Source organism: Paenarthrobacter sp. YJN-5 (genome assembly GCF_015040095.1).
GTDB lineage: Bacteria > Actinomycetota > Actinomycetes > Actinomycetales > Micrococcaceae > Arthrobacter > Arthrobacter ureafaciens.
In genome coordinates this window covers 347,660-371,335 of the sequence record NZ_CP053544.1, presented here as the reverse complement: position 1 = coordinate 371,335, position 23,676 = coordinate 347,660, and the positions used below count along the sequence as shown (strand labels likewise).

At 62.1% G+C, this 23,676-nt stretch carries 27 protein-coding genes; 12 read left to right on the top strand and 15 right to left on the bottom strand.

Annotated elements, in window-relative coordinates:
• Window positions 1–44 precede the first annotated feature (44 nt).
• The 4 genes from HMI59_RS01745 to HMI59_RS01730 are packed head-to-tail and all read right to left on the bottom strand — an operon-like array spanning window position 45 to window position 3,980.
• Complete coding sequence (locus HMI59_RS01745; protein ID WP_021472982.1) at window positions 45–1,385, bottom strand: MFS transporter; 1,341 nt, start codon at window positions 1,383–1,385, stop codon at window positions 45–47.
• 57 nt (window positions 1,386–1,442) lie between these two features.
• A complete protein-coding gene (locus HMI59_RS01740) occupies window positions 1,443–2,456 on the bottom strand; it encodes a biotin-dependent carboxyltransferase family protein (RefSeq protein ID WP_179012715.1) in 1,014 nt (337 codons plus the stop codon).
• Window positions 2,453–3,190: an allophanate hydrolase subunit 1 gene (locus HMI59_RS01735; protein WP_166185991.1), complete on the bottom strand. Its 738-nt coding sequence runs from the start codon at window positions 3,188–3,190 to the stop codon at window positions 2,453–2,455. Before HMI59_RS01735 ends, HMI59_RS01740 begins: the two co-directional genes overlap by 4 nt.
• Before the next feature lies 1 nt (window position 3,191).
• Window positions 3,192–3,980: a LamB/YcsF family protein gene (locus HMI59_RS01730; protein WP_193592605.1), complete on the bottom strand. Its 789-nt coding sequence runs from the start codon at window positions 3,978–3,980 to the stop codon at window positions 3,192–3,194.
• Between the two features lie 288 nt (window positions 3,981–4,268).
• Here HMI59_RS01730 and HMI59_RS01725 point away from each other — a divergent pair, with 288 nt between their 5' ends.
• Both HMI59_RS01725 and HMI59_RS01720 read left to right on the top strand, forming a co-directional pair.
• Window positions 4,269–5,213 carry a LysR substrate-binding domain-containing protein gene (locus HMI59_RS01725; protein WP_021472978.1) on the top strand — a complete coding sequence of 315 codons (945 nt, stop codon included), beginning with the start codon at window positions 4,269–4,271 and terminating at the stop codon, window positions 5,211–5,213.
• Between the two features lie 121 nt (window positions 5,214–5,334).
• Window positions 5,335–5,556, top strand: a complete 222-nt coding sequence (locus HMI59_RS01720) for a hypothetical protein (protein WP_021472977.1) — start codon at window positions 5,335–5,337, stop codon at window positions 5,554–5,556.
• Between the two features lie 224 nt (window positions 5,557–5,780).
• Here the strand turns inward: HMI59_RS01720 and HMI59_RS01715 are convergent, their stop codons facing one another.
• On the bottom strand, window positions 5,781–6,455 hold the full coding sequence (locus HMI59_RS01715; RefSeq protein ID WP_021472976.1) for a 4-carboxy-4-hydroxy-2-oxoadipate aldolase/oxaloacetate decarboxylase: 675 nt from the start codon (window positions 6,453–6,455) through the stop codon (window positions 5,781–5,783).
• A 17-nt stretch (window positions 6,456–6,472) separates the two neighbouring features.
• Window positions 6,473–7,681 carry an aspartate transaminase gene (locus HMI59_RS01710; RefSeq protein WP_166185992.1) on the bottom strand — a complete coding sequence of 403 codons (1,209 nt, stop codon included), beginning with the start codon at window positions 7,679–7,681 and terminating at the stop codon, window positions 6,473–6,475.
• Between the two features lie 287 nt (window positions 7,682–7,968).
• Between HMI59_RS01710 and HMI59_RS01705 the strand changes: the two genes are divergently transcribed.
• Entirely contained in the window at window positions 7,969–8,526 is a 558-nt protein-coding gene (locus tag HMI59_RS01705) for a hypothetical protein (protein WP_227471503.1), read from the top strand.
• A gap of 45 nt (window positions 8,527–8,571) precedes the next feature.
• Window positions 8,572–8,934, top strand: coding sequence for a nuclear transport factor 2 family protein (locus tag HMI59_RS01700; RefSeq protein ID WP_193592604.1), 363 nt, complete (start codon window positions 8,572–8,574; stop codon window positions 8,932–8,934).
• A 41-nt stretch (window positions 8,935–8,975) separates the two neighbouring features.
• Here the strand turns inward: HMI59_RS01700 and HMI59_RS01695 are convergent, their stop codons facing one another.
• The gene (locus HMI59_RS01695; protein WP_193592603.1) at window positions 8,976–9,410 is read right to left on the bottom strand and encodes a hypothetical protein; all 435 of its coding nucleotides are present in this window, start codon (window positions 9,408–9,410) and stop codon (window positions 8,976–8,978) included.
• A 175-nt stretch (window positions 9,411–9,585) separates the two neighbouring features.
• Between HMI59_RS01695 and HMI59_RS01690 the strand changes: the two genes are divergently transcribed.
• A complete protein-coding gene (locus tag HMI59_RS01690; protein ID WP_193592602.1) occupies window positions 9,586–10,290 on the top strand; it encodes an alpha/beta fold hydrolase in 705 nt (234 codons plus the stop codon).
• 18 nt (window positions 10,291–10,308) lie between these two features.
• On the opposite strand, the gene HMI59_RS01685 is transcribed toward HMI59_RS01690, so the two are convergent.
• Window positions 10,309–10,731 carry a hypothetical protein gene (locus HMI59_RS01685; protein WP_193592601.1) on the bottom strand — a complete coding sequence of 141 codons (423 nt, stop codon included), beginning with the start codon at window positions 10,729–10,731 and terminating at the stop codon, window positions 10,309–10,311.
• Window positions 10,732–10,925: 194 nt separating this feature from the next.
• Between HMI59_RS01685 and HMI59_RS01680 the strand changes: the two genes are divergently transcribed.
• The 4 genes from HMI59_RS01680 to HMI59_RS01665 all read left to right on the top strand — a co-directional run bounded on the left by HMI59_RS01680 (window position 10,926) and on the right by HMI59_RS01665 (window position 12,991).
• Window positions 10,926–11,114 (top strand): CsbD family protein, encoded by a 189-nt coding sequence (locus HMI59_RS01680; RefSeq protein ID WP_193592600.1) that lies wholly within the window; start codon window positions 10,926–10,928, stop codon window positions 11,112–11,114.
• A gap of 312 nt (window positions 11,115–11,426) precedes the next feature.
• Window positions 11,427–11,705: a GlsB/YeaQ/YmgE family stress response membrane protein gene (locus HMI59_RS01675; RefSeq protein WP_193592599.1), complete on the top strand. Its 279-nt coding sequence runs from the start codon at window positions 11,427–11,429 to the stop codon at window positions 11,703–11,705.
• Window positions 11,698–11,958 (top strand): hypothetical protein, encoded by a 261-nt coding sequence (locus HMI59_RS01670; RefSeq protein WP_193592598.1) that lies wholly within the window; start codon window positions 11,698–11,700, stop codon window positions 11,956–11,958. The genes HMI59_RS01675 and HMI59_RS01670 overlap by 8 nt, the downstream gene beginning before the upstream one ends.
• Before the next feature lie 166 nt (window positions 11,959–12,124).
• Entirely contained in the window at window positions 12,125–12,991 is an 867-nt protein-coding gene (locus HMI59_RS01665; protein ID WP_193592597.1) for an AraC family transcriptional regulator, read from the top strand.
• Here the strand turns inward: HMI59_RS01665 and HMI59_RS01660 are convergent.
• The 7 genes from HMI59_RS01660 to HMI59_RS01630 all read right to left on the bottom strand — a co-directional run bounded on the left by HMI59_RS01660 (window position 12,988) and on the right by HMI59_RS01630 (window position 19,922).
• Complete coding sequence (locus tag HMI59_RS01660) at window positions 12,988–13,533, bottom strand: cysteine hydrolase family protein (RefSeq protein ID WP_021472965.1); 546 nt, start codon at window positions 13,531–13,533, stop codon at window positions 12,988–12,990. The two genes, HMI59_RS01665 and HMI59_RS01660, sit on opposite strands and share 4 nt — an antisense overlap.
• A 30-nt stretch (window positions 13,534–13,563) precedes the next feature.
• A complete protein-coding gene (locus tag HMI59_RS01655; protein ID WP_021472964.1) occupies window positions 13,564–14,484 on the bottom strand; it encodes an SDR family oxidoreductase in 921 nt (306 codons plus the stop codon).
• 90 nt (window positions 14,485–14,574) lie between these two features.
• Complete coding sequence (locus HMI59_RS01650; RefSeq protein ID WP_062098468.1) at window positions 14,575–15,378, bottom strand: DUF1206 domain-containing protein; 804 nt, start codon at window positions 15,376–15,378, stop codon at window positions 14,575–14,577.
• 87 nt (window positions 15,379–15,465) lie between these two features.
• The gene (locus tag HMI59_RS01645) at window positions 15,466–15,690 is read right to left on the bottom strand and encodes a hypothetical protein (protein WP_193593854.1); all 225 of its coding nucleotides are present in this window, start codon (window positions 15,688–15,690) and stop codon (window positions 15,466–15,468) included.
• Between the two features lie 116 nt (window positions 15,691–15,806).
• On the bottom strand, window positions 15,807–18,407 hold the full coding sequence (locus HMI59_RS01640; RefSeq protein WP_370583557.1) for a GH32 C-terminal domain-containing protein: 2,601 nt from the start codon (window positions 18,405–18,407) through the stop codon (window positions 15,807–15,809).
• 27 nt (window positions 18,408–18,434) lie between these two features.
• On the bottom strand, window positions 18,435–19,640 hold the full coding sequence (locus tag HMI59_RS01635) for a NosD domain-containing protein (RefSeq protein WP_193592596.1): 1,206 nt from the start codon (window positions 19,638–19,640) through the stop codon (window positions 18,435–18,437).
• A gap of 87 nt (window positions 19,641–19,727) precedes the next feature.
• On the bottom strand, window positions 19,728–19,922 hold the full coding sequence (locus tag HMI59_RS01630) for a hypothetical protein (protein ID WP_193592595.1): 195 nt from the start codon (window positions 19,920–19,922) through the stop codon (window positions 19,728–19,730).
• 546 nt (window positions 19,923–20,468) lie between these two features.
• Between HMI59_RS01630 and HMI59_RS01625 the strand changes: the two genes are divergently transcribed.
• From HMI59_RS01625 to HMI59_RS01615, 3 genes are all read left to right on the top strand, one after another.
• Window positions 20,469–21,755 carry a sugar ABC transporter substrate-binding protein gene (locus HMI59_RS01625; RefSeq protein ID WP_193592594.1) on the top strand — a complete coding sequence of 429 codons (1,287 nt, stop codon included), beginning with the start codon at window positions 20,469–20,471 and terminating at the stop codon, window positions 21,753–21,755.
• Between the two features lie 82 nt (window positions 21,756–21,837).
• The gene (locus HMI59_RS01620) at window positions 21,838–22,725 is read left to right on the top strand and encodes a carbohydrate ABC transporter permease (RefSeq protein ID WP_021472957.1); all 888 of its coding nucleotides are present in this window, start codon (window positions 21,838–21,840) and stop codon (window positions 22,723–22,725) included.
• A 5-nt stretch (window positions 22,726–22,730) separates the two neighbouring features.
• Window positions 22,731–23,654 (top strand): carbohydrate ABC transporter permease, encoded by a 924-nt coding sequence (locus HMI59_RS01615; RefSeq protein ID WP_193593638.1) that lies wholly within the window; start codon window positions 22,731–22,733, stop codon window positions 23,652–23,654.
• Window positions 23,655–23,676: the final 22 nt, after the last annotated feature.

The window sequence follows — 23,676 nt, the reverse complement described above, 5'->3', positions numbered from 1 at the left end:
GGCCGGCCGTTTCCCGGCCCTACCCGGCGGAAAGAGGACTGCGCCTAGGCGTCGCGCAGGGGTTCGTGGGCGCGGTCCTTGACCGTGCTGACGGCGATGAGCGTGCCCAAGGCCGTGACCACTGCGTAGAAGGCCGGCATGTAGATGTTGTTCGTGCTGCTGATCAGCCACGTCATCAGCAGCGGTGCGGTGCCGCCGAACAGTGCCGAGGAAATGTTGTAACCCACGCCGTAGGCGGAGTAGCGGACCCGGGTGGGGAACAGTTCGACCAGCAGGATATGGATGACTGCGGTGTGTCCGGCAAAGATGACGGCCATAATGCAGGCGCCGAGGATGGCCAGGCCCATCTCACCGGTGGCGATCAGTGCGTAGGACGGGATGCCCAGCACTGCCATGCCGATTGCCGAGCCGGCGATGACCTTCTTGCGGCCGAGCCTGTCGGACAGGGCGCCCATGAACGGAATCGCGATGCAGATGACCACCAGGCTGCAGGCCGTGACGAGCAGAGCCTCGCCAATGGTGAAGTTCAACTGCTTACCCTTCAGGAACGTGGGCATGTAGGAGAAGAGGACGTAGTAGCCGGAGCCGTTCATCAGCGGAATGAAGAGGGCCAACAGCATGGCGCGGCGGTGGACCGGGCTGGCGAGAGCTTCCTTGAGGGGGTTCTTGGACAGACCGCCCTCTTCCTTGAGCTTTTCGAAGTTGGGGGTGTCGTTGATGGCCTTGCGGATGTACCAGCCGATGATGCCCATGGGGATGGCGACAAGGAAGGGGATTCGCCACGCGAAGGAACCAAAGCCGCCGCCGTCGATGGCTGCCTGGGTAAGCCACGGCGACATTGCGTAGGCAACCAGGGTGCCGGTGAGGAGTGCGGCGAATGAGGCGATTTGGGCGTATGACGTGATGACGCCGCGCTTGCCTTCAGGAGCGTGCTCAGCGAGGAAGGTCATGGCGCCGGCAGCTTCGCCGCCCACGGAGAAGCCCTGCACCAGGCGCAACAGCACCAACAAGATGGGCGCAGCGATGCCGATCGCTGCATACGGCGGCAGCAAACCAATACCGGCCGTGGCCACGCTGATCAGCATGATCACAAAGACAAGCAGCTTTTGCCTGCCGATCCTGTCCCCGAGGTAGCCGCAAACAATCGCGCCGAGCGGCCGGACGAAGAAGGACACGGCGTAGCCGGCGAACACGAACAACAGTGCATTGTCCGGGTTTCCGGGGGCGAGGAATACCAGGGCCAGTGTTCCCGCCATGAAGGCGAAAATGCCGTTGTCGTACAGTTCCACGAAGATGCCAACACAGCCTGCGGTGACAACCTTGCGGGTTTGGCGGCTGGTGAGCCGCTCACGCTGCCCGGGGGCAGCATTGGTGCTTGCGGTCATGACTTTTCCTTACTGAAATGAGCGTAGCAACGCCTTTGGGGTATTACGACAGGTTCTTTAGCTGCATGCCGCAACTGGTAGGTCCTGCCATTGGGGACGGCATCCGATGCCAAGGAGTCCGAAGACGGTGTTGACGGATTCGCGGAGGGTTTCCAGCTGTGCCCGCGAGCGTCGATGGGCGGCAGTTGCCTCCGCCACTGTGGTCTTCCGGAAGCGGACCTTGTCCCCCGGACGCGCCTGGGCCAGGACATCCAGTCCGGTGCTGGTGACCACGGCGAGCACTGGATACCCGGCGGTGACGCCGCGCCCCCGGTGCAGTACCAGCAGTTCCTCCCGTGAAGGAACCTCGACGGCGCCAACCGGCACACCGCGGGAAAGCACCTCGCTGTTGGAGGTTCTTTCGGGAAGTTCCCCGCCAAGCCGCAGGCCGATGTGGTTGCTGCGTCCGCTAACGGTGTACTCGGAGGAGAAAAGCAGTTCGCCGGATTCACCAAACTCGGCAACGTCCGGCCCGTCGGTCACGTCGACCGCCAAGTCTGACCCCATGCCGGGCTTTTCAAGACCCAACCTGAAGAGGGGAAGGTCGAAGTAGGGTTGGCGGATGGGGCGTACGCTCCGCCGGGCAGCCAGGCTGCTCCCCTCTTTCAACTGCAGGCCGAAACCGACCACGGTATCCGGTGCCGCGCTCCCGAGCAGGGTTTCCGCCTCGACCGAGCCGTGGATCGCCATGTACGCCCGGAGGCCCCGATGGATTCCGCGGATGGAAACCGATTCGCCGGCGAGGACCGAGACCGGTTCCCATTGGCTCGCGGGTCGGCCGCCGACGGTCAGTGTCAGGGGTGCCCCCGTGACGGCGATCAACAGATCCGTGGTGGCCCTCATGCGGAAGTCCAAGGCGGTGATCTCGATCAACGGCGCGTTATCAAGGTTTCCGGCCAGAATGTTGGCAGCACGGGCCGAGTACTGGTCCAAAGCGCCGTTGACCGGCAGGCCATAGCGGGGACCGCGTGTCCGGCCGAGGTCCGTGACAACGGAATTGCCCGGTTGCTGGATGAGAATCTCACCGCTCATGGCTGTGCCTCCCGTGCCAGCGGTTGCAGTTCCTGGCCGGCAAGGAGGGAAAACTCCTCGATGCCGATGCGGCGAAAGCGCAAGACGTCGCCAGGGGTGTAGGGAACCAGGGGCTCACGGCGGATGTTGAGGACTGACAGAGGAGTTTGGCCGATGACGCACCAGCCGCCAGGGGCGACCGCTGGAGCGATGACCGCTTGACGGCCGGCAACTGAGACAGCGCCTGCAGGTACGCTCAGCCGGGGATCCTTCAAACGGGGAACCGGCTTAGGGAAAGCCGGACCGTCCATCATGGGGGAACCTGCGGGCGCTCCCAAGCAGCGGATGGTGTAGGTCTTTTCGGTGTGGAGCCGGATGACGTCCTCCGTGGAGATGCCCTGATGCTCGGCAACCTTCTCCAGGTCCGGGCCGAACTCACCGCCGTAAACCACGGGAACATCGAATTCCCGCGGGGCTGCAGTGGACCCGGCAGCGCGTGCCAGTTCACCCAGGCCGAGCCTGACGAAGGCGCGCATCTGGCCAGCGGATACCATCACGGGATCGAACTCCACCAGGACGGAATCATAGGTGGGCACGGCGGCACGCAGCCCTTCCGCTCCGCAGTCTTCCAGCCAGTCAGCGAGGCGGTGGACGGTCAGCCAGTTGTCGTCGCTGGTTCCGGAAATCGCCACTACACGGAGCGCGGAGTCCCCTGATTCGTAGATCTCCGTGGGAGCCACCGTCAGGACCGCCATGTCAGGCTGCCTTCCGCTTGGCGTCCATGACCTCAGCCAAGGGAGCAATTTGGACACCGGCTGCGACGAGCTCGGAACGAATCAAGCGGGCAAGTTCAACGGCGCCGGGGTTGTCGCCGTGCAGGAGGACGGTGTCAACGTTGATGTCCATGTCCACACCGCTGGCGCAGCGAAGCTTGCATTCAACCACCATGCGGATGGTTCGATCAACAATCTCGCTGGGGTCGTGGAGTACCGCGCCGGGCTGGCTGCGGGGAACCAGCGTCCCGTCTTCCTGGTATGCGCGATCCACGATGCCGACGATCGCCACGTCCAGGCCGGCCGAACGTGCAGCCGATGCCAGTTCACCTTCCTGGGCAACCACAATCAGTTCCTTGTCCACTTGGGCTGCAGCCTCTGCCACGGCCGATGCATAGTCGGCACGGACAGCCACGAGGTTCCCCAGACGGCCGTGTGGTGCGATGTGGGTGACTTTGGTTCCGTTGAAAGCGGCAAACCCGTTCAAGGCACCCAATTGGTAGAGGACGTCGTTCTGGACTTCGTGGGCGCTGAGTCCCATGTCCCGGCGGCCAAAACCCCTCAGGTCGGGAAAGCTGGGGTGCGCACCGATACCCACCCCGCGGCGGACGCATTCAGCAACTGTGGCTGCCATGATGTCAGGATCACCGGCATGGAACCCGCAAGCGATGTTGGCGCTTGAAACGATCTCCAGGAGTTCGGAATCGTCGCCAATGGTGTACGCGCCAAATCCTTCTCCGAGATCCGCAACAAGATCAATCATCGGGTTCACGTGGTTCTCTTTCCGTGGGTATAACTTATGAATTTCCGAAAAAGGACAAAAACCCATAAGGACTCATATTGCATTTCCGGGGAGCGTGGCTGACTTTCGGGTAATCCAAAACCTTCGCCAGAAGTTCTACCAAAAGTCTCGCACCCAGCCACAGCCCCGCACAAAGACCTAATAGCTATCCCGTAATAGCTCTGCGTTATGACGTGTAACACCCGGTCCTGTGACGCGGCTCCCTGCAGTTGCCGGGCGCGGGTGTGGATATATTTGAACGACCAGAAAGGTGGATCCATGGACACGCGGAAGCTCTCATACTTCGTCCAGATTGTTGACTCGGGGAGCATCACCAAGGCTGCGGCGGCCCTCCATGTAGCCCAGCCGGCCCTCAGCCAGCAGGTATCGTCCCTCGAGAATGAGCTGAAGCAGCGCCTGCTGATCCGCAGCAAGCAGGGCGTGCAGCCGACCGCTGCGGGCCATACCCTGTACCGGCATGCGCAGTCCATCCTTCGTCTGGTGGAGCAGGCGCGGCAAGATGTGGCTACATCGGGCGCAGCTCCCTCAGGCCGGGTGTCCATAGCGATCGCCCCCTACAGCATGGCGTCCAGCCTGACTCCCCGGATCATCAGCGAGGTCAGCCGCCGGTACCCGGACATCGTGGTTCACCTGACCGAAATCTTCGGTGGCGTCCTGAGCGAAGCCATTAAGAACGGGCGCCTGGACATGGCGTTGATCTATGAACCGGGCAAGATCCGCGGCGTACAGTTCACCACCATGATCGTTGAGGACCTCCACCTGGTGGTGCATCCGGATGTGGACGTGAGCCAGGGCCGGGACACCGTGACCCTTGCAGAGGCGAGCACTGTGGGGCTCTTCCTCCCGGAGAAGAACCACACCCTTCGTCAACTGATCGAGAAGGGCCTGGCTGAACAGGACCTGCCGTTGAAGCTGGTGGGGGAGGTTGAATCCGTTCCGTCGTTGACCAGGCTCATCCAAGCCAATCTGGGAGGCACAGTCCTGCCGAAGTCTGCTGCCGATGCGCTCTTCCCCGATCAGGACTTCCAAGTGCTGCGCATCGTGGAGCCGGCCCTGCAGAGCAAGATCGCGCTGTGCACACCGGACCACGAGCCCCTGTCCGAGGCCGCCTCCGCAGTGCTGCTGGTAGTCAAGGAAATGCTCCACCAACAGCTGATCTCCAAGTACGGGACAGACCCCGTCCAACTGCCCGGGCATCCATAAAAAAGCCTTATCCAGCCAGACATCTTTGGTCTTATTCAAATCCGTTTCAACTTCCTAATATCGAATTAAGAACAAATTCGATACCAGCCCGGGCTGCCGGGCACATTCAAAGGATAAAACGGTGAAAAAGATCAGCACTCTGGGATGGGTATCCAATCCAACGCACGGAGCAGCCACAGCCCGCACCGGATTCCACTGCCCTCGAAATGGTTTCTGGCGCCCGGTGGGCGGAATCGGTGAACCTCTGTTTGTCTTTGAGGGCAGCCTGATGCCTCCGCACGGCGGCAACAGCATCGAATGGCACCTTGTGGACACCCGTCCCGGCCACTCCGGACTCGACTAGAGCCCAGGCGGCCGCCACGCAGGGCACAGACGGCAGGCAACTATGGCGCCACGACCCGCAACTATGCGGGCGGGCGCCTTTCTGCTGCCCGGCACGCAGGGCACCCAAGCCAACCACCCGCCGTCGGTACGCCTCGCACCAAACCGGCCGCCCGCCGTCGTGCATCCAACGACGAAAGGACCGGCCGCTTCCAGGAACGCGGCCGGTCCATTGCGCTGAGGCGACTAGTCCTCCACCAGAAGGCCCTTCTGCTTGAGCTTCTCGGTGAGGCCGCAGAGCTCAATGGTGTTGCCGCCGTCGTGGTAAAGCTTGATGAGCTCGCGCTCGTGGTCGTCACGGGCCTGGGACAGGGCGATGACTTCCTCGGCCTCTTCCCGGCGGACCACCACCACGCCGTCGGCGTCACCGCGCAGGATGTCGCCGGGGTAAATGATTTCGTCGCCGAAAACCAGCGGGTGGTTGATGGGACCGAGCGTCTCCTTCACGGTGCCCTTGATGCAGACGCTGCCGGAGAAGACCGGCAAGCCAAGTTCGATCAGGTCCTGGGTGTCGCGGACGCCGGAGTCGGTGACCATGGCCGCGATGCCCTTGGCCTTCATGGCATTGCCAAGCACATCACCGAACGTGCCCGCCTCGGCCATCTCCTGCGCGCCGACCAGCACGACGTCCCCTGCCTGGGCATAGTGGATGGCCACCTGCAGCATCAGGTTGTCCTGCGGAGCGCACGCAACAGTGACGGCCGGACCGCAGAAGGACATGGAGCGGTCGATCGGCTTGATGCGGGAGCTCAGCGCACCGCGGCGGCCCTGTGCCTCGTGGATGGTCGCCGACGAGAACTTGGCCAGGCGGGCTACGACGTCCGCTTCGGGACGCTCGAACTTGGTTTTGACGTGGATCATGGTGTGTTCCTTAGTTTCTAGTTCAGTGCGTTCACGGCGTCGCGGATGGAGTCCACGCCCGCGTTGATGGTCTCCAGCGAGGTGGCGAAGGAGATCCGGAAGTAGGGCCCCAGGCCGTAAGCCGAACCTTGGATCACCGCCACGCGCGCGGCGTCCAGCAGGTAGAGGGTGAAGTCCTGGTCGTTGGCGATCACACGGCCGTCAGGGGCGGTCTTGCCGATCACCCCGGCGCAGTTCACGTAGGCGTAGAAGGCGCCCTCCGCGGGAGCGACGGACAAGCCGTTGATGGCATTCAAACCCTCGACGGCGGCATCGCGGCGTTTGCGGTAGACCTCCACGCTGTCCCGGACGAAGGACTGGTCCCCGTTCAATGCGGCGGCCGCGGCCGCCTGGCTGATGGACGACGGGCAGGAAGAGGTCTGCGACTGGAGTTTGTTCATCGCTGCGATCAGCGGCGCAGGGCCAACACCGTAGCCGAGGCGCCAGCCGGTCATGGCATAGGCCTTGGAAACGCCGTTCACCAGCAGGATGCGGTCCTTCAACGCCGGCGCAGCAGTGACCAGGCTGGTGACCCGGCCTTGACCGAAGTAAACCTCATCGTAGATCTCGTCGGTGAGGACGAAGACGTGCGGGTTCTCTTCGAGGACCGCACCGATGGCCTGGAGTTCCTCACGGGAGTAGACAGCGCCGGTCGGGTTGGACGGAGCGTTGAGGATGAGCCACTTGGTCTTGGGCGTGATCGCCTTGGCGAGCGCCCCCGGAGTGAGCTTGAAGCCTTCTTTCTCCGTGGTCTCGACGATAACCGGGGTGCCGTCGTTGGCAAGGACCATATCCGGGTAGGACACCCAGTACGGCGCCGGGACGATGACCTCGTCACCGGCGTTGAGGGAAGCCATCAGCGCGACGTACAGAACCTGCTTGGCGCCGCCACCGATCGTCAACTGGTTGGCCCCGTACGAGTGGCCGGTGTCCCGCTCGATTTTGCCGAGGATCGCCGCCTGCAATTCGGGGGTGCCGGTAACCGAGGTGTACTTGGTTTCGCCCCTGTTGATGGCTTCAACGGCGGCAGCCTTGATGTGGTCCGGGGTGTCGAAATCCGGCTCACCTACCGTGAGGTCGATGATCTGGACGCCTTCGGCTTTCAGTTCGCGCACACGGGCGGCCGCGGCGACGCTGGCTGAGGCCTTGATGCGGGTAACCCTCGACGCCGGCAGGAACTCGGACATGTCTCCTCCAGGAATGTGGAACTCAGGACGCGCGGATTCGCGTATCTCCTGTTTCGAGACTAGGTACTCGCGGGGTTCTCTGGATAAGACCTAATGTGCGTGGATTCATAAGGGGGGCTTATGACGGCCACCTCGAAGACGCCTGTTTGGATGCCTGCTCCGGCAGTACGGGCTTCTTCCATGCGCTTTGCTTATGGGTTCACTCGGTATTGGTATTTCCGCGCACCCACCATCCCTGCCTACATTCGACAGGTCATCAGCGCCCACCCGTCGCAAGGAGTACCCTCATGCCGACCCCGACCATGGCCGGACAGTCGCGCCGCGCCGACCAGCAGGTCCAAGGCCGTTCAGCAACGGGACGGTACACGTACCGCGCAGGCTCCCCCGCGCGAACATCGTCGAACGCCAACGCCGGGCACGCCAAGCTGGTTCACGCACTCGGAGTCCACCGCCAGCTCCTCTCCCACGCCGCCAGTTCCATCCGGACACTAACCTCTGCACGGAATGAGTTGATTGCCCAAGCCGTGGAGGACGGAATATCAATTGCCACCATTGCTGCGGTCATCAGGGAGAACGCCAGGTCTGTCCGTACCATCGCTTTGGCCTATGACGACCTCCACCTGAGCGGGGTCCCACGCAAACTACAGCTGGAAGCCTTGAAGGCAAAGAACGATGCCCTCAAGGAAGCCGAGCGGCACCGGGACGCTATCTTGGAACGCCGGGAAGCACTGATCTCCATCGCCCTGCGCACCCAGGCCTGCGACGAGTTGGAGCTCGCGTCCCTGACAGGCCTGACGCCGGACCACATTCGCCGTTCCAGCCGCAGCGTAGGACGCCCTGCCTGACCCGGAGGCGTTGAACGCCGGGCGTGCGGCGGGTACAACGGATGAATGAGCGACGTGAATTCATGGATGGACCTGTATGTACGTGCCTGGAGCTCCAACGAGCCCGATGACATCCGGGCCCTTTTCACCGAGGACGCCATCTACAACACCCGCCCGCACGACACCAACGCCTGGCGGGGACATGATGCGATCGTCAGGGAATGGTCCGGCGACTCATCAGACAAGCCCGAAGACTGGACCTTCGACTGGACGCTCCTTGGCCGCGACGGAGATACCGCCTTCGTCCAAGGCGTCACCACCTATCTCAACGGCGACCCGACCTACGACAACCTGTGGGTCCTCCGTTTCGCCAAGGACGGAAGGGTCCGCGAGTTCACAGAGTGGTACATGGCACGCAAATCCGGCTAAACCATCGACGCCGGGGTAAAGCCCGGTCCTTGGTGCGACGCTTAGGAGTGCGACAGTGTGCTGATCAGGACGTTCTCATGAATCCTGGTCAGGCCCTGGTACTCCGGCCGGTCCGCGTCAACGCCGTCGTTGACGAGTTTCGTTTCGGAGCCATCCCTGGCCGAGACGGTCACGATGGCTTTGCTCGACAACGTGCCGCCACATCCGACCACCCAAGCAGTGGCGTCCTCCGGAACGACGGCGATGCACTGAGAACCTTCGTCCGGACCATTGGCGGCGAAGTACCTCACGCCAAGGTGTTCCACCAGCAGCCGGGAGCTTCCGGCGTCGAGATTGACTCCCTCGGCAACATAGCTCGGGAGGGCATCCTCCTGGGCCATCTCCCTGTCGAGTGCCGCCAAGCCCTTGGGCGCGGTCGAACACCCGGCCAGGATCGCGCCGGCCAACACCGCGAACGCCAATAATCGACGCCTCATAGCTCTGCCCCCTCAGGCTCTGTGTGCCTAGAGGCTACCGCAGGTGCAGATTTTGCTGCATCATTCGCATGGTCAAAGCTGAAACCGCGTCAAACACGGGACCGCTTTCCGCGGGAACGAGGATGATCCAGCAAAAAGTGTTCATCTTGGGCGCAGCCTCCCGTAGGGTACCGGCATGGACATCATCCTGGTTCCCGGTTTCTGGTTGGACGCATCGTCGTGGGATGAGGTGGTCCCCGCCCTCGAGGAAGCCGGACACACCGTCCACGCCCTCACACTCCCTGGCCTGGAGTCGAAGGATGCAGCACGGGCGGACATCGGCCTGCGGACTCACATCGATGCCGTCATCCGGACTCTGGATTCCTTGGACGGCAAGGCGATCCTGGTAGGACACTCCGGGGGCGGCGCGATCATCCACGGCGTGGTGGATGCCAGGCCCGACCGCGTTGCCCGCGCAATCTACGTCGACAGCGGGCCGTTGGGCGAAGGCGGAGTCATCAACGACGAGTTGCCTGCCGAAGGCGACGAAATTCCGCTGCCTCCATGGGAAGCATTCGAGGACGCAGACCTGGTAGACCTGGACGAGGACCTGCGAACAGCGTTCCGCGCACGTGCCATTCCTCAGCCAAAGGGCGTGGCCGTTGAACAGCAGCACCTCCATAATGTGCGGCGATACGAGGTTCCGGCCACCGTGATCGCGTGCGAGTTCCCGTCATCCATGCTCAACGAGATGATGGACGCCGGGCATCCTTTTACGGAAGAACTCGCTCGCATAAAACAGGCTGATTTCATCGACCTGCCTACCGGGCACTGGCCCCAATTTACCAAGCCGGCGGAATTGGGGACGGCGATCCTCGCGGCGGTTGGGCGGGCAGCCTAAGACGGACCGCCTCAGCGATCAGGGCTTAGGCCGAGTGTTGGTTGCGGGTCCTTCGGGTGCCGCGCCGCCCTCGTCCGTCCAGTCGCTTCCGGTTGTGTCATCAAGCGCGGGATCGGAGACGACGTCTCCCTTGACCGTTGGGGTTGTGACAGGACGGTCCTCCGGACGAGTTGTTTCGCCACCTTTACTGTCGAGAATGCCAGGAAAGAGTGCTTCGGCTTTTTCAAGCAGCTTCTTGCCGGCGGCGTAGAGGTTGTCCACGATCTCCGGAACGGACTCTTGGACCGTCTCGGCTGCATGGTGCACGTTTTCCTGGACCTCGGGGTTCTTCAGGACTTTCTCCGAGCCGCCGCGGATACGGCGATACACCTCCGGCCAGGACTTGGATCCCCAGATGTATCCAACCGCGACACCAGCGGCGAACATTACTTTCCCTTTCACGGGACCACTCCTTTCGAGGTGCTATTTCCTACGACACTAGCGGTGCATAACGGCAGTGTCACGCTGGTTTCCGCAGCGGACCGGCAGGTGCTATTGAACGGGCATTTGCTCAAATGCAACATTCGACTAAAATTTATTGCCAACCAGCGGAAACACCGCAGGCATTGAACATCGCAACCCGAGGAGTGAAAACCATGGGACTGGATGACAAGATTAAGAACGCCGCCGAAAACCTGGGCGGCAAGGCCAAGGAAAAAACCGGCGAGGCAACCGGAGACCGGGACCTGCAGGCCGAGGGTGCCGGCGATCAGGCGTCCGCAAACATCAAGCAGGCCGGCGAGAAGTTGAAGGATGCCGCCAAGGACGCTTTCGGCAAGAAATAAGGCCTTACGGCCCGTTGCAACCGGTCGGAGCGGCGTTGATGGAGCTTCAGTAACGAAATAGTCAGGTTACTTGCTGTTCTTCCCGGGACCGGCTAGCGTTGCAGGTGTGGTCGCTCGGCAGGATCAGTGACAGGAGTGCTCTTGGTTGGGTTTAAAAATTCACAGTAGTTCTCACACCACTCCATTCCCCCACACATTCGGGGCATGACGGAGATGATCCGCTGCGCACGGATGTTTGATCTATATACCCGATGAACTGAACCGCTTCACGGAGTAAATGGGATTTCCATTAACAAGAAAGTAGGAGCAAAAATGGGTTTCTTTGGTTTTCTTCTCCTAGGCCTTTTGGCAGGCGCAATTGCCAAGCTTATTCTTCCCGGACGCCAAGGCGGCGGCTGGCTGGTGACTCTGCTTCTGGGCGTCGTTGGCGCCTTGCTGGGTGGCTGGATCGGCGGCTTGCTCTTCGGTGAGGGACTCACGGAATTCTTCGCCATCCGCACATGGCTCCTGGCCATCGGCGGTTCGATCCTCGTGCTGCTGGTCTACGGCCTGGTAACCAACCGCCGCACGCACCGGACGCACCATGGCTAACGGAACCACACCACACTCCGACCCGGAAGATATGGAAGGCCAGTACTCCGAGGGTAATTACGGGGACGCGGGAGCATCTCCGGAAGCACTCAAGGAGGACGCCGGCGGCGACTACACGGCGGGTGACTACGCAGAGAAGACCGTCCCGTCCGCGGACGCGGAACTCGACGAGCGCAACACCGAAGACACGCCGGAAGACCGTCCCTTCTCCTCCGAGCCGGGTGACGAAGCTGCAGGCACGGGTCATCCGTAGAGCTGGCCCCTCGCGAAACTGAATAGGTAAAGGCAAGAACCCGGACGCACCATGGGAGCGTCCGGGTTCTTGCCGTCCGGGCGTGTTTGGCTGATATTTTCGGGCACGGATAGTCGGGCGGGAGCCTTCACCGGCGCCGTAGTGTGATTTTCGGAATGGAGGATCCATGCAGGAATGGAACAGGGCTATCGAGCTCATTGAGCAAGACCTGGCTGCCGCCGTCGACATGAAGACGGTGGCAAGGACCGCCCTGACGTCTGAGTATCACTTCAGGCGGATGTTCGCGTCCCTGGCCGGGATGCCCGTCTCAGAGTACGTGCGCCGGCGGCGCCTGACGGCTGCCACTGCTGAAATCATCGCGGGCGCCGGTGTGCTCGATGTTGCCGTCCGGTACGGTTACCGATCCGCCGAGGCATTCAGCCGCGCCTTCAAGGCGTACCACGGGTTGACGCCTTCCGACGCCCGGCGTCCCAACGCCGTCCTCCGTTCCCAACCTCAATTGAGGTTCCACCTCCGCATCGAAGGGAACATAGACATGAAGCACCGCATAGTGAACAAAGCCGCTTTCCGGCTGGTCGGCCGGAAGACCAGGGTTCCGCTCGTCCATGAAGGGCCCAATCCGGCCATCATTGAATTCCAGCGCAGCATCGACCCTGGCGTCACCAGGCGCCTGCTGGAACTGGTGGACACTGAGCCAACAGGCCCGGTCTCCGTAACAGCCAACATCGAGGAGTCCCGCAGCGAAGGCAGTGAACTGGACTATTGGCATGCCGTGGCCACCACGGGGCCGGCACCCGAGGGGTTTGACGTCCTCGAGGTACCGGCCGGGCAGTGGGTTGTTTTCGAAACGGAGGGAAAATTTCCCGAAGTCCTGCAGCGCATGTGGGCCGACGCAGCAACGGAATGGTTCCCTGCCAACCCGTACCGATGGGCCCCGGGCCCGGAGCTCTTGAGCGTCAAGGCCCAGCCCGGCGGCACCCATGGCAGCGGGCAGTTGTGGATCCCCGTGGAACCGGAAGGGCAGCCCGCCTAGAACAACGCGAGGACCTCCTCCAAGGGAAGCACCCGCTGCCTGTACTCCCGCGTGAGAATCCGCAACACGGCTTCGGCGGCTTCAGCGTTCTCCGTGGCGATGGCATCTGCGGCATAAATGACGCGGATGTTGTGGGCAAAGGCGTCGGCCGCCGTCTGCGCGATGCAGTTATGCGCTGAAACTCCCGCCAGGACCACCGTGTCCACCTCCCAGTTCCGCAGGCGCATCCACAGGTCTGTGCCCATGAAGGCGCTGTCGCGGGTCTTGACCATCTGGGGGAAATCGGTCGTGAGCAGGCCGGGAACAAACTCGGCCTGCTCACTGCCCCGGAAAATAAAGCCCTGATCGTCGTCGAGCATATTCAGGCTCCACGTCGATTTGTCCCGCTCATGCTCGGTTCCAATAAGGAGAACCTTCGCTCCCGCCTCCCGCGCCCCGCTGGTCAGTGAGTTGCAGGCAGCCACAACTTCCTCGCGTCTCTGCTTGAGGGCAGGGTCCTCGAAGAAGGCGTTTTGCATGTCAATTACCAGAACAGCGATCATCAGCGCGGTGGCACCTCTCTTGTCGTGGAGTTAAAGGCCCTTGCCGCCCGTGACGGGAAGCACGGCACCTGAAATGTAGGAACCCTCGTCGGAAGCGAGCAGAACGTATGCCGGGGCAAGCTCAGCCGGTTGGCCCGCGCGGCCCAGCGGAGTGTCCTGCCCGAACGACGGGAGCTTGTCCGGCCACTCGGTCGCCGGGATCAAAGGCGTCCAGATGGGACCCGGGGCAACAGCATTGACGCGGATTCCCTTGGGGCCGAGTTCCTGTGCCATCGCTTTGGTGAAGGCCACCTGCGCCGCCTTGGTCATGGCGTAGTCCACCAGCTGAGCAGACGGGTTAAAGGCCTGGATGGAGGCGGTGACGATGATCGAGTCCCCCGGGCGCAGATGCGGAATGGCCGCCTGCGCGGTCCACATCAGGGAGTAAAGGTTGGTCTTGAAGACCCTGTCGAACTCCTCCGTCGGTATGGTCTCAAGCCCCTCGCGGTTCTTCTGGTAGGCCGCGTTGAGGACCACGATGTTGAGCCCGCCGAATTCCTGGACTGTACGTTCCACGATCTCGGTTGCGAATCCTTCGTCACGGGAATCTCCCGGGAGCAGGAGTGCCCGCGCGCCGCACTCACGGATCCATTCCGCCGTCGAACGCGCATCTTCCTCCTCCTCCGGAAGGTAACTGATGGCGACGTTGGCACCCTCGCGCGCGTAGGCGATGGCCACCGCCGCGCCGATGCCGGAGTCACCGCCGGTGATCAACGCCGTCTTGCCTTCAAGCCGGCCGTGGCCGACGTAGCTGGACTCACCGTGATCGGGCTGGGGCTCCAGGGGTTTGGTCAGGCCCGGTTGCTTCTGCTCCTGCTGCGGAAACTCCCCGGAGTGATACCCGCTGCGAGGGTCCTTCGGCGGAGCCGTGAGCTTGTGGTTTCCCTGCTGTTCCGGATCGCTTTGTGTCATGGTCCTGCCCCTTCAGAATCGGTTCACTGGTGCGCGACGCTTAACGTCCCACCCGGCTTGTACCCAGGGTGCCGCACTATGAAACTGCGGCTAGGTCCTCATGGTCTTTGCCTTGACCATGAGGAACAGCCCATACGCAATAAGGCCCGCGGCCACGGCGGCAAGGAGGTACGGTCCGTAGGGCTGTTCCTTGAGGGCCTTAAGGCTGCCGTCCAACCCCGTTGACTGCTCGGGCCGGGCGGTAACAGTAGCGATGACCACAAGCAGTCCCACAAGAAGGAGCGCGAACCCCTTGGCGACGTACCCCACCGTTCCCACGGCTACTTGGAATTTCCGTGGTCCTTCGTGCGGCGAAAGGACAAGGTCCTTCTTGAACGACCTCGTGAAACCTCGCACCGCGAACACAATGCCGGTGATCATGACGCCGGCTCCCGCAGCTATCAGAAACGCGACGCCCCAGGGAGATTGCATGAGGGTGGCGGTGAGGTCACTGCTGGATTGACGGCTGTTGCGCGCCTGCCCGACGACGAAGGACATGATGGTCACGGCCACAAAAGCGAAGACCGCTGCCTGGCCTGCCTCGGAAAGGCGCTTGGAGAGCTTGGGATGGGACTGGTTGCGGTGGCCGAAGATAGCGTTGGACAACTGCCATAGAGCCAAGGCCGCGCAGGCAGCGAAACAGACCCAGAGCAGCAACGGGCCGAAGGGTTGGGCGGCCAGTTCGGCGATGGCACCGGAAACATCCGCTTCGCCGCTGCTTCCAAAGGCCAAGCGCGCGGCGATGACACCGATCAGCACGTGGAGCAACCCACTCACAGCGAATCCCGACCGCGCCGCAATTTCAAAGGGCCGCGAGTTCGAGGCTTCCTCGGCTGCGTCTGCGGCCTTCCGCATCTCTTCTTTGATGACAAGCCTCCTGATGACTTAGGACTTGAACACCATGGTGCCACCGGAAGCGTGCCGGGGCCACGTGAGTGGTGGCTAGTAGCCGCAGACCGACTGCGGCCAAATGCTCCGGAGGCCGACGCCCAGGGGATTGAACTGCTCGCGGATCGAGGTGACTGCGCGGTCTTGGCCATCTGGGGCGTGCGTTCCGCCGGCAAGCTGTGCGGCATCCGTGCTTGATGAAGTGACGGTGATCTGGTCGGGCATTTCGGCAGTCCTTCCGGCAGGTTCCGCCAGCTCCTCGGCTGACACTTCAACCATCGGACGGGGTCCTCAAGAACGACGCCGGGTCATCTCAAGATTCGCTCAAGATCGTGGAAGGCCCGACGGCGGCCGGCCGCCTGGGTGCGCGGCCGCCGTCGAGCCTCACTCACCGGCTACCACATCGCGTTGTGAAGCGGCGTGACGGTGAGGCTTTCGAGTCGGGCAGTCCCTCCCTCCGAAAACAGGGACAATGTGTTCGCGCCCGCTGCCGGAAACACTTGGTCGGTCAGCGTAGCCAGACCGTCCTGCGCGAAGACCTCCACGGATGCCCTGTCCACATAGAGCCGCAGCCGAAGCCTGCCGTTGATCAGCTGGACGGGTACGTCATCCACAGAGGCGAAGGCCGGATGGAAACCTTCGTTGCCGGAGGCCGTCCTGTCGATGAAAACGCGACCCGAACTTGTTGCGTAACCAACCTTGGTGGCCTCAGTTGAATTACCCAGGACCTTCAGCCCGAACGCCGATGCCGTCCCCGGGGAGAACTCCGCATCCACCTGCACCACGTCCCCTGAAACGGGAAGGGTGCTGGTCCCCGGAGCGATGTCCTGCGCGGATGCGGTGTAGGCGGCACCCGTGTTCTTCAACGCGTCCACCTCCTGGACCACTTTCTGCGTGAGTCGCGGTCCCTGGGCGGTTTGGGTGAGCTGGACTTCGCGGGGCAACGCCATGGTTCCCCGCCACGTGCTTGTTGGCGTGGACTGCCCGTAGTCCCAGTTGTTCATCCAGCCCACCATGATCCGTTTGCCGTCGGGGGCGTTACTGAAGGAAACGGCTGCGTAGTAGTCCCGGCCCCAGTCCAACCAGTCGTGCTGTTCCAGCCGCGTGATGTCAGAGGCTACGAACTCGTCCGCGAGGATGTGGCCCCAACCGCCACGGTTGTTGTCGACGATCCGGATGGTTGCCTCGCTTCCCTTGTAGGCGCTGACGTTCCAGGCCTTCCATTCCAGATGTTCGGAATTGGAACCGGTGGTGGTTCGAACGGCCTGTCCGTTGATCATGAGATTTACGGTGGTTTCACTGCTTCGCGGTTTTGCCGGCTCCGAACCGAGGACCATGTTGTCCAACGTCAGGTGGCCCCATGCCCCTGTGGCGTTGTCCACAATCCGGATGCGGGCTATTTGACCGTAGTACGGGGTTACATCCCAGTTCTTCCAGTTCATGTCACCCGAATTGCTGCCCGTGGTGCTTCGCACGGGCACGCCGTTGACCAGGAGTTCCACTTGGAGTTGGCCGTCCGTCCGGTTGCCGCCGCCCAGGAGGAACCCGATATTGGTGTTGGTGAGGTAGAACTCCGGGGACGTGATTGTTCCGGTGTTGTTGTCAGCGTTGGGGCCGCCCTCGAATGTGTTGATGCGTTTGCCGATCGCGTACTCACCGCCAACGGTTGACGGGTTTCTGGCTGCCTCAAGGTCTCCGGTCAGCTGCCAACCGGCCGCACTCAGGGTTCCCGGGTATTCGAAGCCGTCGAACAGGAGGTATCCGGGGGGTGGCGTGTTGCCGGGTTGCTCCCCTGCCTGCCGCGGGTGGTTTCCGCCACCGGCAAGGAAGTTGATGTAGTCCTTGGTGATCGCGAACGGTGCGGATTCCAGGGTGCCCGTTGGGACATCTCCCCCGTTGAAGCCGTTCACCAGGCCGGCACCGATCGACCCGGTAACTGTTTGCTGACCTGCCAGAGTTCCGCTGGGCGGGGCTGTCCCCCACGGACCCCCGGGATTGGCGGGATCGTTGCTCACGTTCCATCCGCTGTAGCTTCCTCCGTTGAACCCCGCGAGCAGGGTTCCCGGTGGGGCCACATCCACTGGATCAGTGGTTTCGGAGGTGAATGTTGTTCCGTCGAAGCTGCCTACGAAGTACTGGCCCCCGCTGCCACCAGCCACGGATCCCGGGTTGATGTTGACCACCAGCACCCACTTGATGTTGTTCGGGTTCCCATCCACCGCGAGAGGGAAGAGGTCCGGGCACTCCCACTGCCCACCCGTCGCGTTGGCTGGTTCGAAGTCATCCAAATACGTCCAGCTCTTAAGGTCTGTGCTCTTGTAGAACAAAACCCTGTGCTCGTTGGCTTCCACGGCGGACATCACCCAGTACGAGCCAGCTGCCCCTTGGTACCAGAACACTTTGGGGTCCCGGAAGTCCGTGGTGTTCCTGTTGAGGACAGGATTGCCCGAGTACTTGGTCCAGGTTTGGCCGCTGTCCGTGCTGTACGCCAGGGACTGGGCCTGCTTGCCGGCCAGCGTGGGGTGGTTGCCGGTGAAGTTGCTGGTGTACACAGCCACCATCGGCGGATTCTGCAACGTCCCGAATCCACTTGTGTTCTGTGAATCCACCACGATTGAGCCGGAAAAGATGTCCTCCGTAGCCTGTCCGCTGCCGTTGAAGGTTTGGGGGATTGCGAGTGGCTGCTCGGTCCAGTGCAACAAATCCGTGGACGTCGCGTGCCCCCAACTCATGTTGCCCCACGTGGTTCCGTAAGGGTTGTACTGGTAGTACATGTGGTAGGTGCCGTTGTAGTAGACCAGCCCGTTGGGATCGTTCATCCAGTTCTTGACCGGCGTGTAGTGCAAATAGGGACGGTACTGCTGGGTGGCGGGGTCGGGATCGCTGGCATGCGCCGGGGCGGGCGCGGCAGTCGCGGCCACCACCAAGGTGAGTGAAGCAACGACGGCGGCCGCCGCCAACGCCGACAGTCCCCGTTTGGTGCGTCTTGTCATCATTGACAGACCTTCCTTCTCAGCGACGGGTCAGGGGGTTGCCCGGAATGAGTAGGAACTCGTGTAATGCACAAACTCACCCGCACCGCCGCTATCCAGCACCTTGGTCCCGGTGGTGGATCCGTCCAGCACTACCGTGTTCGCCGCTACCGAGGAGATGGTGTTATTGGCAGCGATGTAGTTGTTGGCGCCCGAGGCCACCAGGATGATGGTCGGTTTCTGGCCTGAGGGAGTCACCGACCCGGAGGGTACGTCGTAGCTGAAATGGTTCCCTGTGACGGTATTCCCGCTCCCGGCAACATGGACCAGGCCGAACAGGTCATCCAATCCGTTGTTGTAGGGCTTCAGCGGATCAAAAGGCTCCACCTGCCGCAGGAAATGGTTGGCACCAACGAGGTTCTCAGTGCAATTGCCTTCAAAGTTCACCATCCCCGGGTAGAACGCGTGAAACCTGTTGGCCGTGATGGACGAACGAGTGCAGTCCTTGAAATGGACACTGCTCTTCCCTCGGGGAAATACATTGTTGGCACTGACCAGAAGGCCCATATGGCCCTCGGCGAAAATGGAGAAGCCCACATAGCCGGCGCCGATGAGGTTGTCAGTCACTTTGGATGCCTGCCCCGAGCCCGTGAGTTCGATGCAGCTCCCGCATTCAGCCAGGAAGTTGCCACTGACACTAAGGGCGTCCGTGTCCCGCACCACCAGCCCGTGCTCCAGGTAGACCATTCCCATTCCTTCAACCCGGCAGGAATCATTGGCCGAATCGAAGCGGATACCCGTTTTGCCGTTCACGTAAGAGTTCTGGTTCGAATTGAAGGACACACCGTCGAGGCAAAAATTCTGAAAGACAATGGAACTGAGTCGCGGGTCGCCGGTTCGGTAAACCCTGAAAGCTTCAGTGTTGCCGTCCGTGTTTTCGACTCGGATGCGGCTGCCGCCGGGGAAGATTTCGTGCCAGCTGGAGGTGTTGCCGGCGTTGTATCGGATGCTGCTGGACGTGAATCCGTGCCCTGAGCCGCGGATGGTGAGGAAGCTGATGTCCACGTTGACACGGGTTTTCAAGGAGTAGTCGCCCGGCGGGATGTACACCACCGCGCCGGGTTTGGAGGCCTGATTCGTCTGTTGGGACTTCACGTCCGCGATGATGCTGTTGATGATGAGCCCGATGTCGTTATAGGGCGTGGCCGACGGATTCCCGGGGACCGACCAGGTGGTGACGTCGTAGACAGTGGTCATAGCGTGTTCTCCTCACATCGTTGGGGGTACTGCTTTATGGCCGTGCGTTGACTGCTTGTGCGTTGCTTCTGTTGCCTTGAGCCGGGTTTACAGCATTCCGATAATGGCCCGATGCCCTTGTGCGGCTTGGGTGCTTCCTTGGCTTTGATGCGGATTTGGCGTGTCCGGCTTGTTCTTGGCCAAGGCCTCCTTCGCTGAAAGTACGACGGCGGTTGCGGACAGTGCCGCTGCCGGGAACAACCGGAGGATGCTCCTTCGGCTGAGGGGCTCGGATGGGTTCATGATTCTCCTTTGAACTTGTCGGTTGACTGGGCTTTGTACTGGGACAACAGGGAGTTAACTGGGCTTGGCGCACCTGTCGGTGGGAAACAGTGCACCCCTTTACGCCAGGCGCACCCGTTCGTGGGAAGTGCCGCACCCCCTCGCGCCGATCGCACCCCGGAGTTTGGGTGCGATCGGCGGGTAAGGGTGCAGCCCCGGGTAGGGGTGCGATCGGCGGGTAAGGGTGCGCCCCAGGATCCGGCCATCCCCGCCAGAGGTGCGTCCAGCGGGTAGGGTGCAGCCCCGACGCCCCCTGAGCCCAGCCAAAACAGCGGCCGAGCCAGCCAAAATATGCCAAAACGATTTGTCGAGTGGCGTCGATCACTTTATGGCCTAGGAATCCAGGCCGTCAAGTGCCCCGAATTGTTTCGAAGAAGGCTGTTGACACATCGGCGCAACTAGCCCTATTGTCGGTGCCAAGTCGTTTTGGCAAAACGATTTTTCAAGCCAACATTAGCTCCACCATCTCTCTGCAATTTCCGTTCAAGAGAAAGTGAGTCGACAGCGATGTCCACTCGAAAGACCATTTCCAAGCTCGTCTCCTTCGGCGGGCTGTGCACCGCCGTCGCACTCGTTGCCACCGGTTGTGGCGCTGGCGGTGCCGCACCATCGTCCGGCGGATCGGGCGGCTCCAGCACTGTCAACGTGCTGGTGGAAGCCGGCGGCCACGCTGAGCTCACCGGCGTGGCCGAGCAGTGCAAGAAGGACGCCGGCGTGGACGTGAACTTCGTCGAACTCCCCTACGACGGCATGTTCAACCGCCTCTCCAGCGAGTTCTCCTCCGGCAATGTCTCCTTCGACGTAGCTGCCCTGGACTCCGTGTGGCTCCCCAGCTTCAAGGACGCCGTCCAGCCCATCGACGAGCTCTTCACCGACGAGGCAAAGAAGGACATTTTCCCGGCGCTTGTGAAGGAAGCGAACGTGGACGGCCACTTCATCGGCATGCCGGCCTGGACCAATGCCGAGATCATTCTGTACCGCAAGGACTTGTTCGAGGACGCCAAGAACAAGGCGGATTTCCAAGCCAAGTACGGCTATGAACTGGCAGCCCCCAAGACCTGGAAGCAGTACCAGGACATTTCCGAGTTCTTCACCAAGGACGGCATGTTCGGCACGGACGTGAAGGGTGCCGTGGAAACCGAATGGCTGGCACACGTGCTCCAGGCCGGGTCTCCCATGGTGCTGGACGAGAACAACAACGTGGTCATCGATAACGCCGCCCACAAGGAAGCCCTGGACTTCTACGTCAGCCTCACCAAGTCCGCCCCGACCGGTGCTGCGCAGGTGGACTGGGCTGCAGCGCAGAACCTGTTCAACCAGGGCAAGACGGCAATGACCCGTTTCTGGGCACACGCCTACCGCCAGATCCCTGCCGATTCCCCGGTGGCAGGCAAGGTGGGTGCAGCTGCGATGATCGGCGGCAGCGCCGGCGTCGCGGGTGTCCCGGGACCGTGGTACCTGTCCGTACCCAAGGCGACCAAGAACACCGAGGCAGCTAAGAAGTTCGTCAAGTGCGCCTACGACTACAACAGCATGGGTATCGACTCCAAGCTGGGCCTGGCAGCACGAATCAGCGCCTTCGAGAAGTACCAGGACCAGCCGGGCTATGAGAGCTTCAAGCCGCTGATCGAGACCCTCAACGCCCCCGCCACGGCAACCCGTCCGGCAACGGCAAAGTGGCAGCAGATCGTGGACACCGTCCTGATTCCGTTGCTGCAGAAGGCCGTGGCCGGAGGCGACACCTCCGCCCTCCTGGCCGACGCCAAGAAGCAGGTCCAGGACCTCCTGAAGTAAAGACTCCGCGGCCGGCACCACCACAAATACCGTGCCGGCCGCGGCTCCAACCAGCAGAAAACAACCAGCAGAAAAGAAAACCGTGCGTATCTCCGATCGCCGCTTTGCCCTCTTCCTGATGACGCCCGCGGCCCTGTTCCTGGCCGTGTTCGTCGCCTACCCGCTGTTTCGCCTGGTGGCGGACAGCTTCTTCAAGATCTCGCCGATCGCCGGCGGTCCCCGCGAGTTCGTGGGTTTCCAGAACTACGTCACCGCCTTCGCGTCCGAGGCCTTCACCAGTGCAGGCTGGCGGACCCTCGCCTACACCCTGGTGGTGGTGACCCTCGAGTTCGCGCTCGGGCTCGGCATGGCCTTGCTTTTCACAACGCTCGGCAAGAAGTCACAGATCTGGCGGACCGTCTTCCTTTACCCGTTGATGATCGCGCCGATCGTGGCCGGCCTTCTGTGGAAGTTCCTGATGATCGACAACTTCGGCCTGATCGGGACCCTCCTCCACCAAGCCGGACTCCTGGAAAATCCAAACCAGATCGGCTGGTTGTCCGACCCCAACATCGTCCTGTTTTCGGTAGCGATCCCGGACATCTGGCTCACCACATCGTTCATGTGCCTCGTGCTGTTTGCGGGCCTGCAGAACATACCCGGTGACCTGATCGAAGCCGCCCGCCTCGACGGCGCACGCGCCCCGGCCCTCCTGTTCCGGATCATCATCCCGCTGCTGCGTCCCGTGATCGCCGTGGCACTGGTGGTCCGTGGAATCGACGCCGCCCGCGCTTTCGACACCATCCTCATCCAAACCAACGGCGGCCCGCAGTCGGCCTCCGAAACCATGAGCCTCCTGATCTACCGGACCATGATCCGCTTCGGCGATCCGGGTCTTGCGAGCGCCATGGGCACCATCTACCTCATCGCGATGCTCGCCGTCGCCTTCTTCGCGGTGGCCACCATCTGGCGGCCGGGAAAGGACACCTGATGACCATGGTGAGCGCACCAAGCAAAGCCAGCCCGCCGGCGTCGAACCTTCCGGCTTCCCAGCCTCCGCGCAGGCGCCGCGGGGTCAACCGTGAAGGCCTCGAAGCAGGCCGCCGCAGTACCAGGACCATCCTGTGGATACTGCTTGCGGCAGCCATGGTGCTTTACGGGTTCCCGTTCCTCTACTTGTTGTTCACGTCGTTCAAGACGCCGATCGACACCATTGCAGTTCCGCCCACCATCCTCCCCAAGGAATGGACACTGGAGAACTACGTCAACGCGTTGGGCCGTGGCGGTGTGGTGGCATCGTTCATCAACAGCATCCAGACCGCGGTAATCAGCACCCTGCTTTCCCTGGTGCTGGCCATTCCTGCGGCCTACGGCATCACGCGCTACAAAACCCCGAGCGGCCGGGTATTCATCATGGCCGCCCTGGTGACGCGCATGGTTCCGCCGGTGGCGATCGGCATTCCGTTGGCGTCGATGATGGCTTCGGTGGGCCTGGCTGACACTCCCATTGCACTGTCCATTGCGCACACCACCATTTCCCTGCCGCTCTCCATCTGGCTCATGTCCAGCTTCTTCGAAGCCGTGCCGCGGGACCTGGAGGAAGCAGCAACGGTTGACGGCTGCAGCCGGCTGGGCGCGTTGTGGCGGGTAGTGATCCCGGTAGTATCAGGCGGCATTGCAGTGACCGCGATCTTCGCCTTCCTGGCCTCATGGAACGAGTTCCTGTTTGCACTCCTGATGACCGCCATCCGTTCACAAACCACACCGGTGGTGATCGCGAACTTCCAAACCCAGTTCGGGCTCGACTGGGGATCCATGACGGCACTCGCGGCGGTGTACTCGATCCCGGTGATCCTGCTGACACTGTTGCTGCAACGGAAGATCGTCGCGGGCATGACGCTCGGCGCCGTCAAGGGCTGACGCAGTAGCCTACTGATAGCCC

Bases quoted from the DNA above. Each gene is read 5' to 3' on its own strand.
- HMI59_RS01645 (WP_193593854.1), bottom strand. From the start codon at position 15,690: ATGGTTGAAGTGTCAGCCGAGGAGCTGGCGGAACCTGCCGGAAGGACT.
- HMI59_RS01655 (WP_021472964.1), bottom strand. From the start codon at position 14,484: ATGACACAAAGCGATCCGGAACAGCAGGGAAACCACAAGCTCACGGCT.
- HMI59_RS01675 (WP_193592599.1), top strand. From the start codon at position 11,427: ATGGGTTTCTTTGGTTTTCTTCTCCTAGGCCTTTTGGCAGGCGCAATT.
- HMI59_RS01660 (WP_021472965.1), bottom strand. From the start codon at position 13,533: ATGATCGCTGTTCTGGTAATTGACATGCAAAACGCCTTCTTCGAGGAC.
- HMI59_RS01715 (WP_021472976.1), bottom strand. From the start codon at position 6,455: ATGATCCACGTCAAAACCAAGTTCGAGCGTCCCGAAGCGGACGTCGTA.
- HMI59_RS01635 (WP_193592596.1), bottom strand. From the start codon at position 19,640: ATGACCACTGTCTACGACGTCACCACCTGGTCGGTCCCCGGGAATCCG.
- HMI59_RS01680 (WP_193592600.1), top strand. From the start codon at position 10,926: ATGGGACTGGATGACAAGATTAAGAACGCCGCCGAAAACCTGGGCGGC.
- HMI59_RS01615 (WP_193593638.1), top strand. From the start codon at position 22,731: ATGGTGAGCGCACCAAGCAAAGCCAGCCCGCCGGCGTCGAACCTTCCG.
- HMI59_RS01695 (WP_193592603.1), bottom strand. From the start codon at position 9,410: ATGAGGCGTCGATTATTGGCGTTCGCGGTGTTGGCCGGCGCGATCCTG.
- HMI59_RS01690 (WP_193592602.1), top strand. From the start codon at position 9,586: ATGGACATCATCCTGGTTCCCGGTTTCTGGTTGGACGCATCGTCGTGG.
- HMI59_RS01665 (WP_193592597.1), top strand. From the start codon at position 12,125: ATGCAGGAATGGAACAGGGCTATCGAGCTCATTGAGCAAGACCTGGCT.
- HMI59_RS01630 (WP_193592595.1), bottom strand. From the start codon at position 19,922: ATGAACCCATCCGAGCCCCTCAGCCGAAGGAGCATCCTCCGGTTGTTC.
- HMI59_RS01670 (WP_193592598.1), top strand. From the start codon at position 11,698: ATGGCTAACGGAACCACACCACACTCCGACCCGGAAGATATGGAAGGC.
- HMI59_RS01735 (WP_166185991.1), bottom strand. From the start codon at position 3,190: ATGGCGGTCCTGACGGTGGCTCCCACGGAGATCTACGAATCAGGGGAC.
- HMI59_RS01640 (WP_370583557.1), bottom strand. From the start codon at position 18,407: ATGATGACAAGACGCACCAAACGGGGACTGTCGGCGTTGGCGGCGGCC.
- HMI59_RS01710 (WP_166185992.1), bottom strand. From the start codon at position 7,681: ATGTCCGAGTTCCTGCCGGCGTCGAGGGTTACCCGCATCAAGGCCTCA.
- HMI59_RS01705 (WP_227471503.1), top strand. From the start codon at position 7,969: ATGCCGACCCCGACCATGGCCGGACAGTCGCGCCGCGCCGACCAGCAG.
- HMI59_RS01625 (WP_193592594.1), top strand. From the start codon at position 20,469: ATGTCCACTCGAAAGACCATTTCCAAGCTCGTCTCCTTCGGCGGGCTG.
- HMI59_RS01650 (WP_062098468.1), bottom strand. From the start codon at position 15,378: ATGCGGAAGGCCGCAGACGCAGCCGAGGAAGCCTCGAACTCGCGGCCC.
- HMI59_RS01740 (WP_179012715.1), bottom strand. From the start codon at position 2,456: ATGAGCGGTGAGATTCTCATCCAGCAACCGGGCAATTCCGTTGTCACG.
- HMI59_RS01745 (WP_021472982.1), bottom strand. From the start codon at position 1,385: ATGACCGCAAGCACCAATGCTGCCCCCGGGCAGCGTGAGCGGCTCACC.
- HMI59_RS01725 (WP_021472978.1), top strand. From the start codon at position 4,269: ATGGACACGCGGAAGCTCTCATACTTCGTCCAGATTGTTGACTCGGGG.
- HMI59_RS01700 (WP_193592604.1), top strand. From the start codon at position 8,572: ATGAGCGACGTGAATTCATGGATGGACCTGTATGTACGTGCCTGGAGC.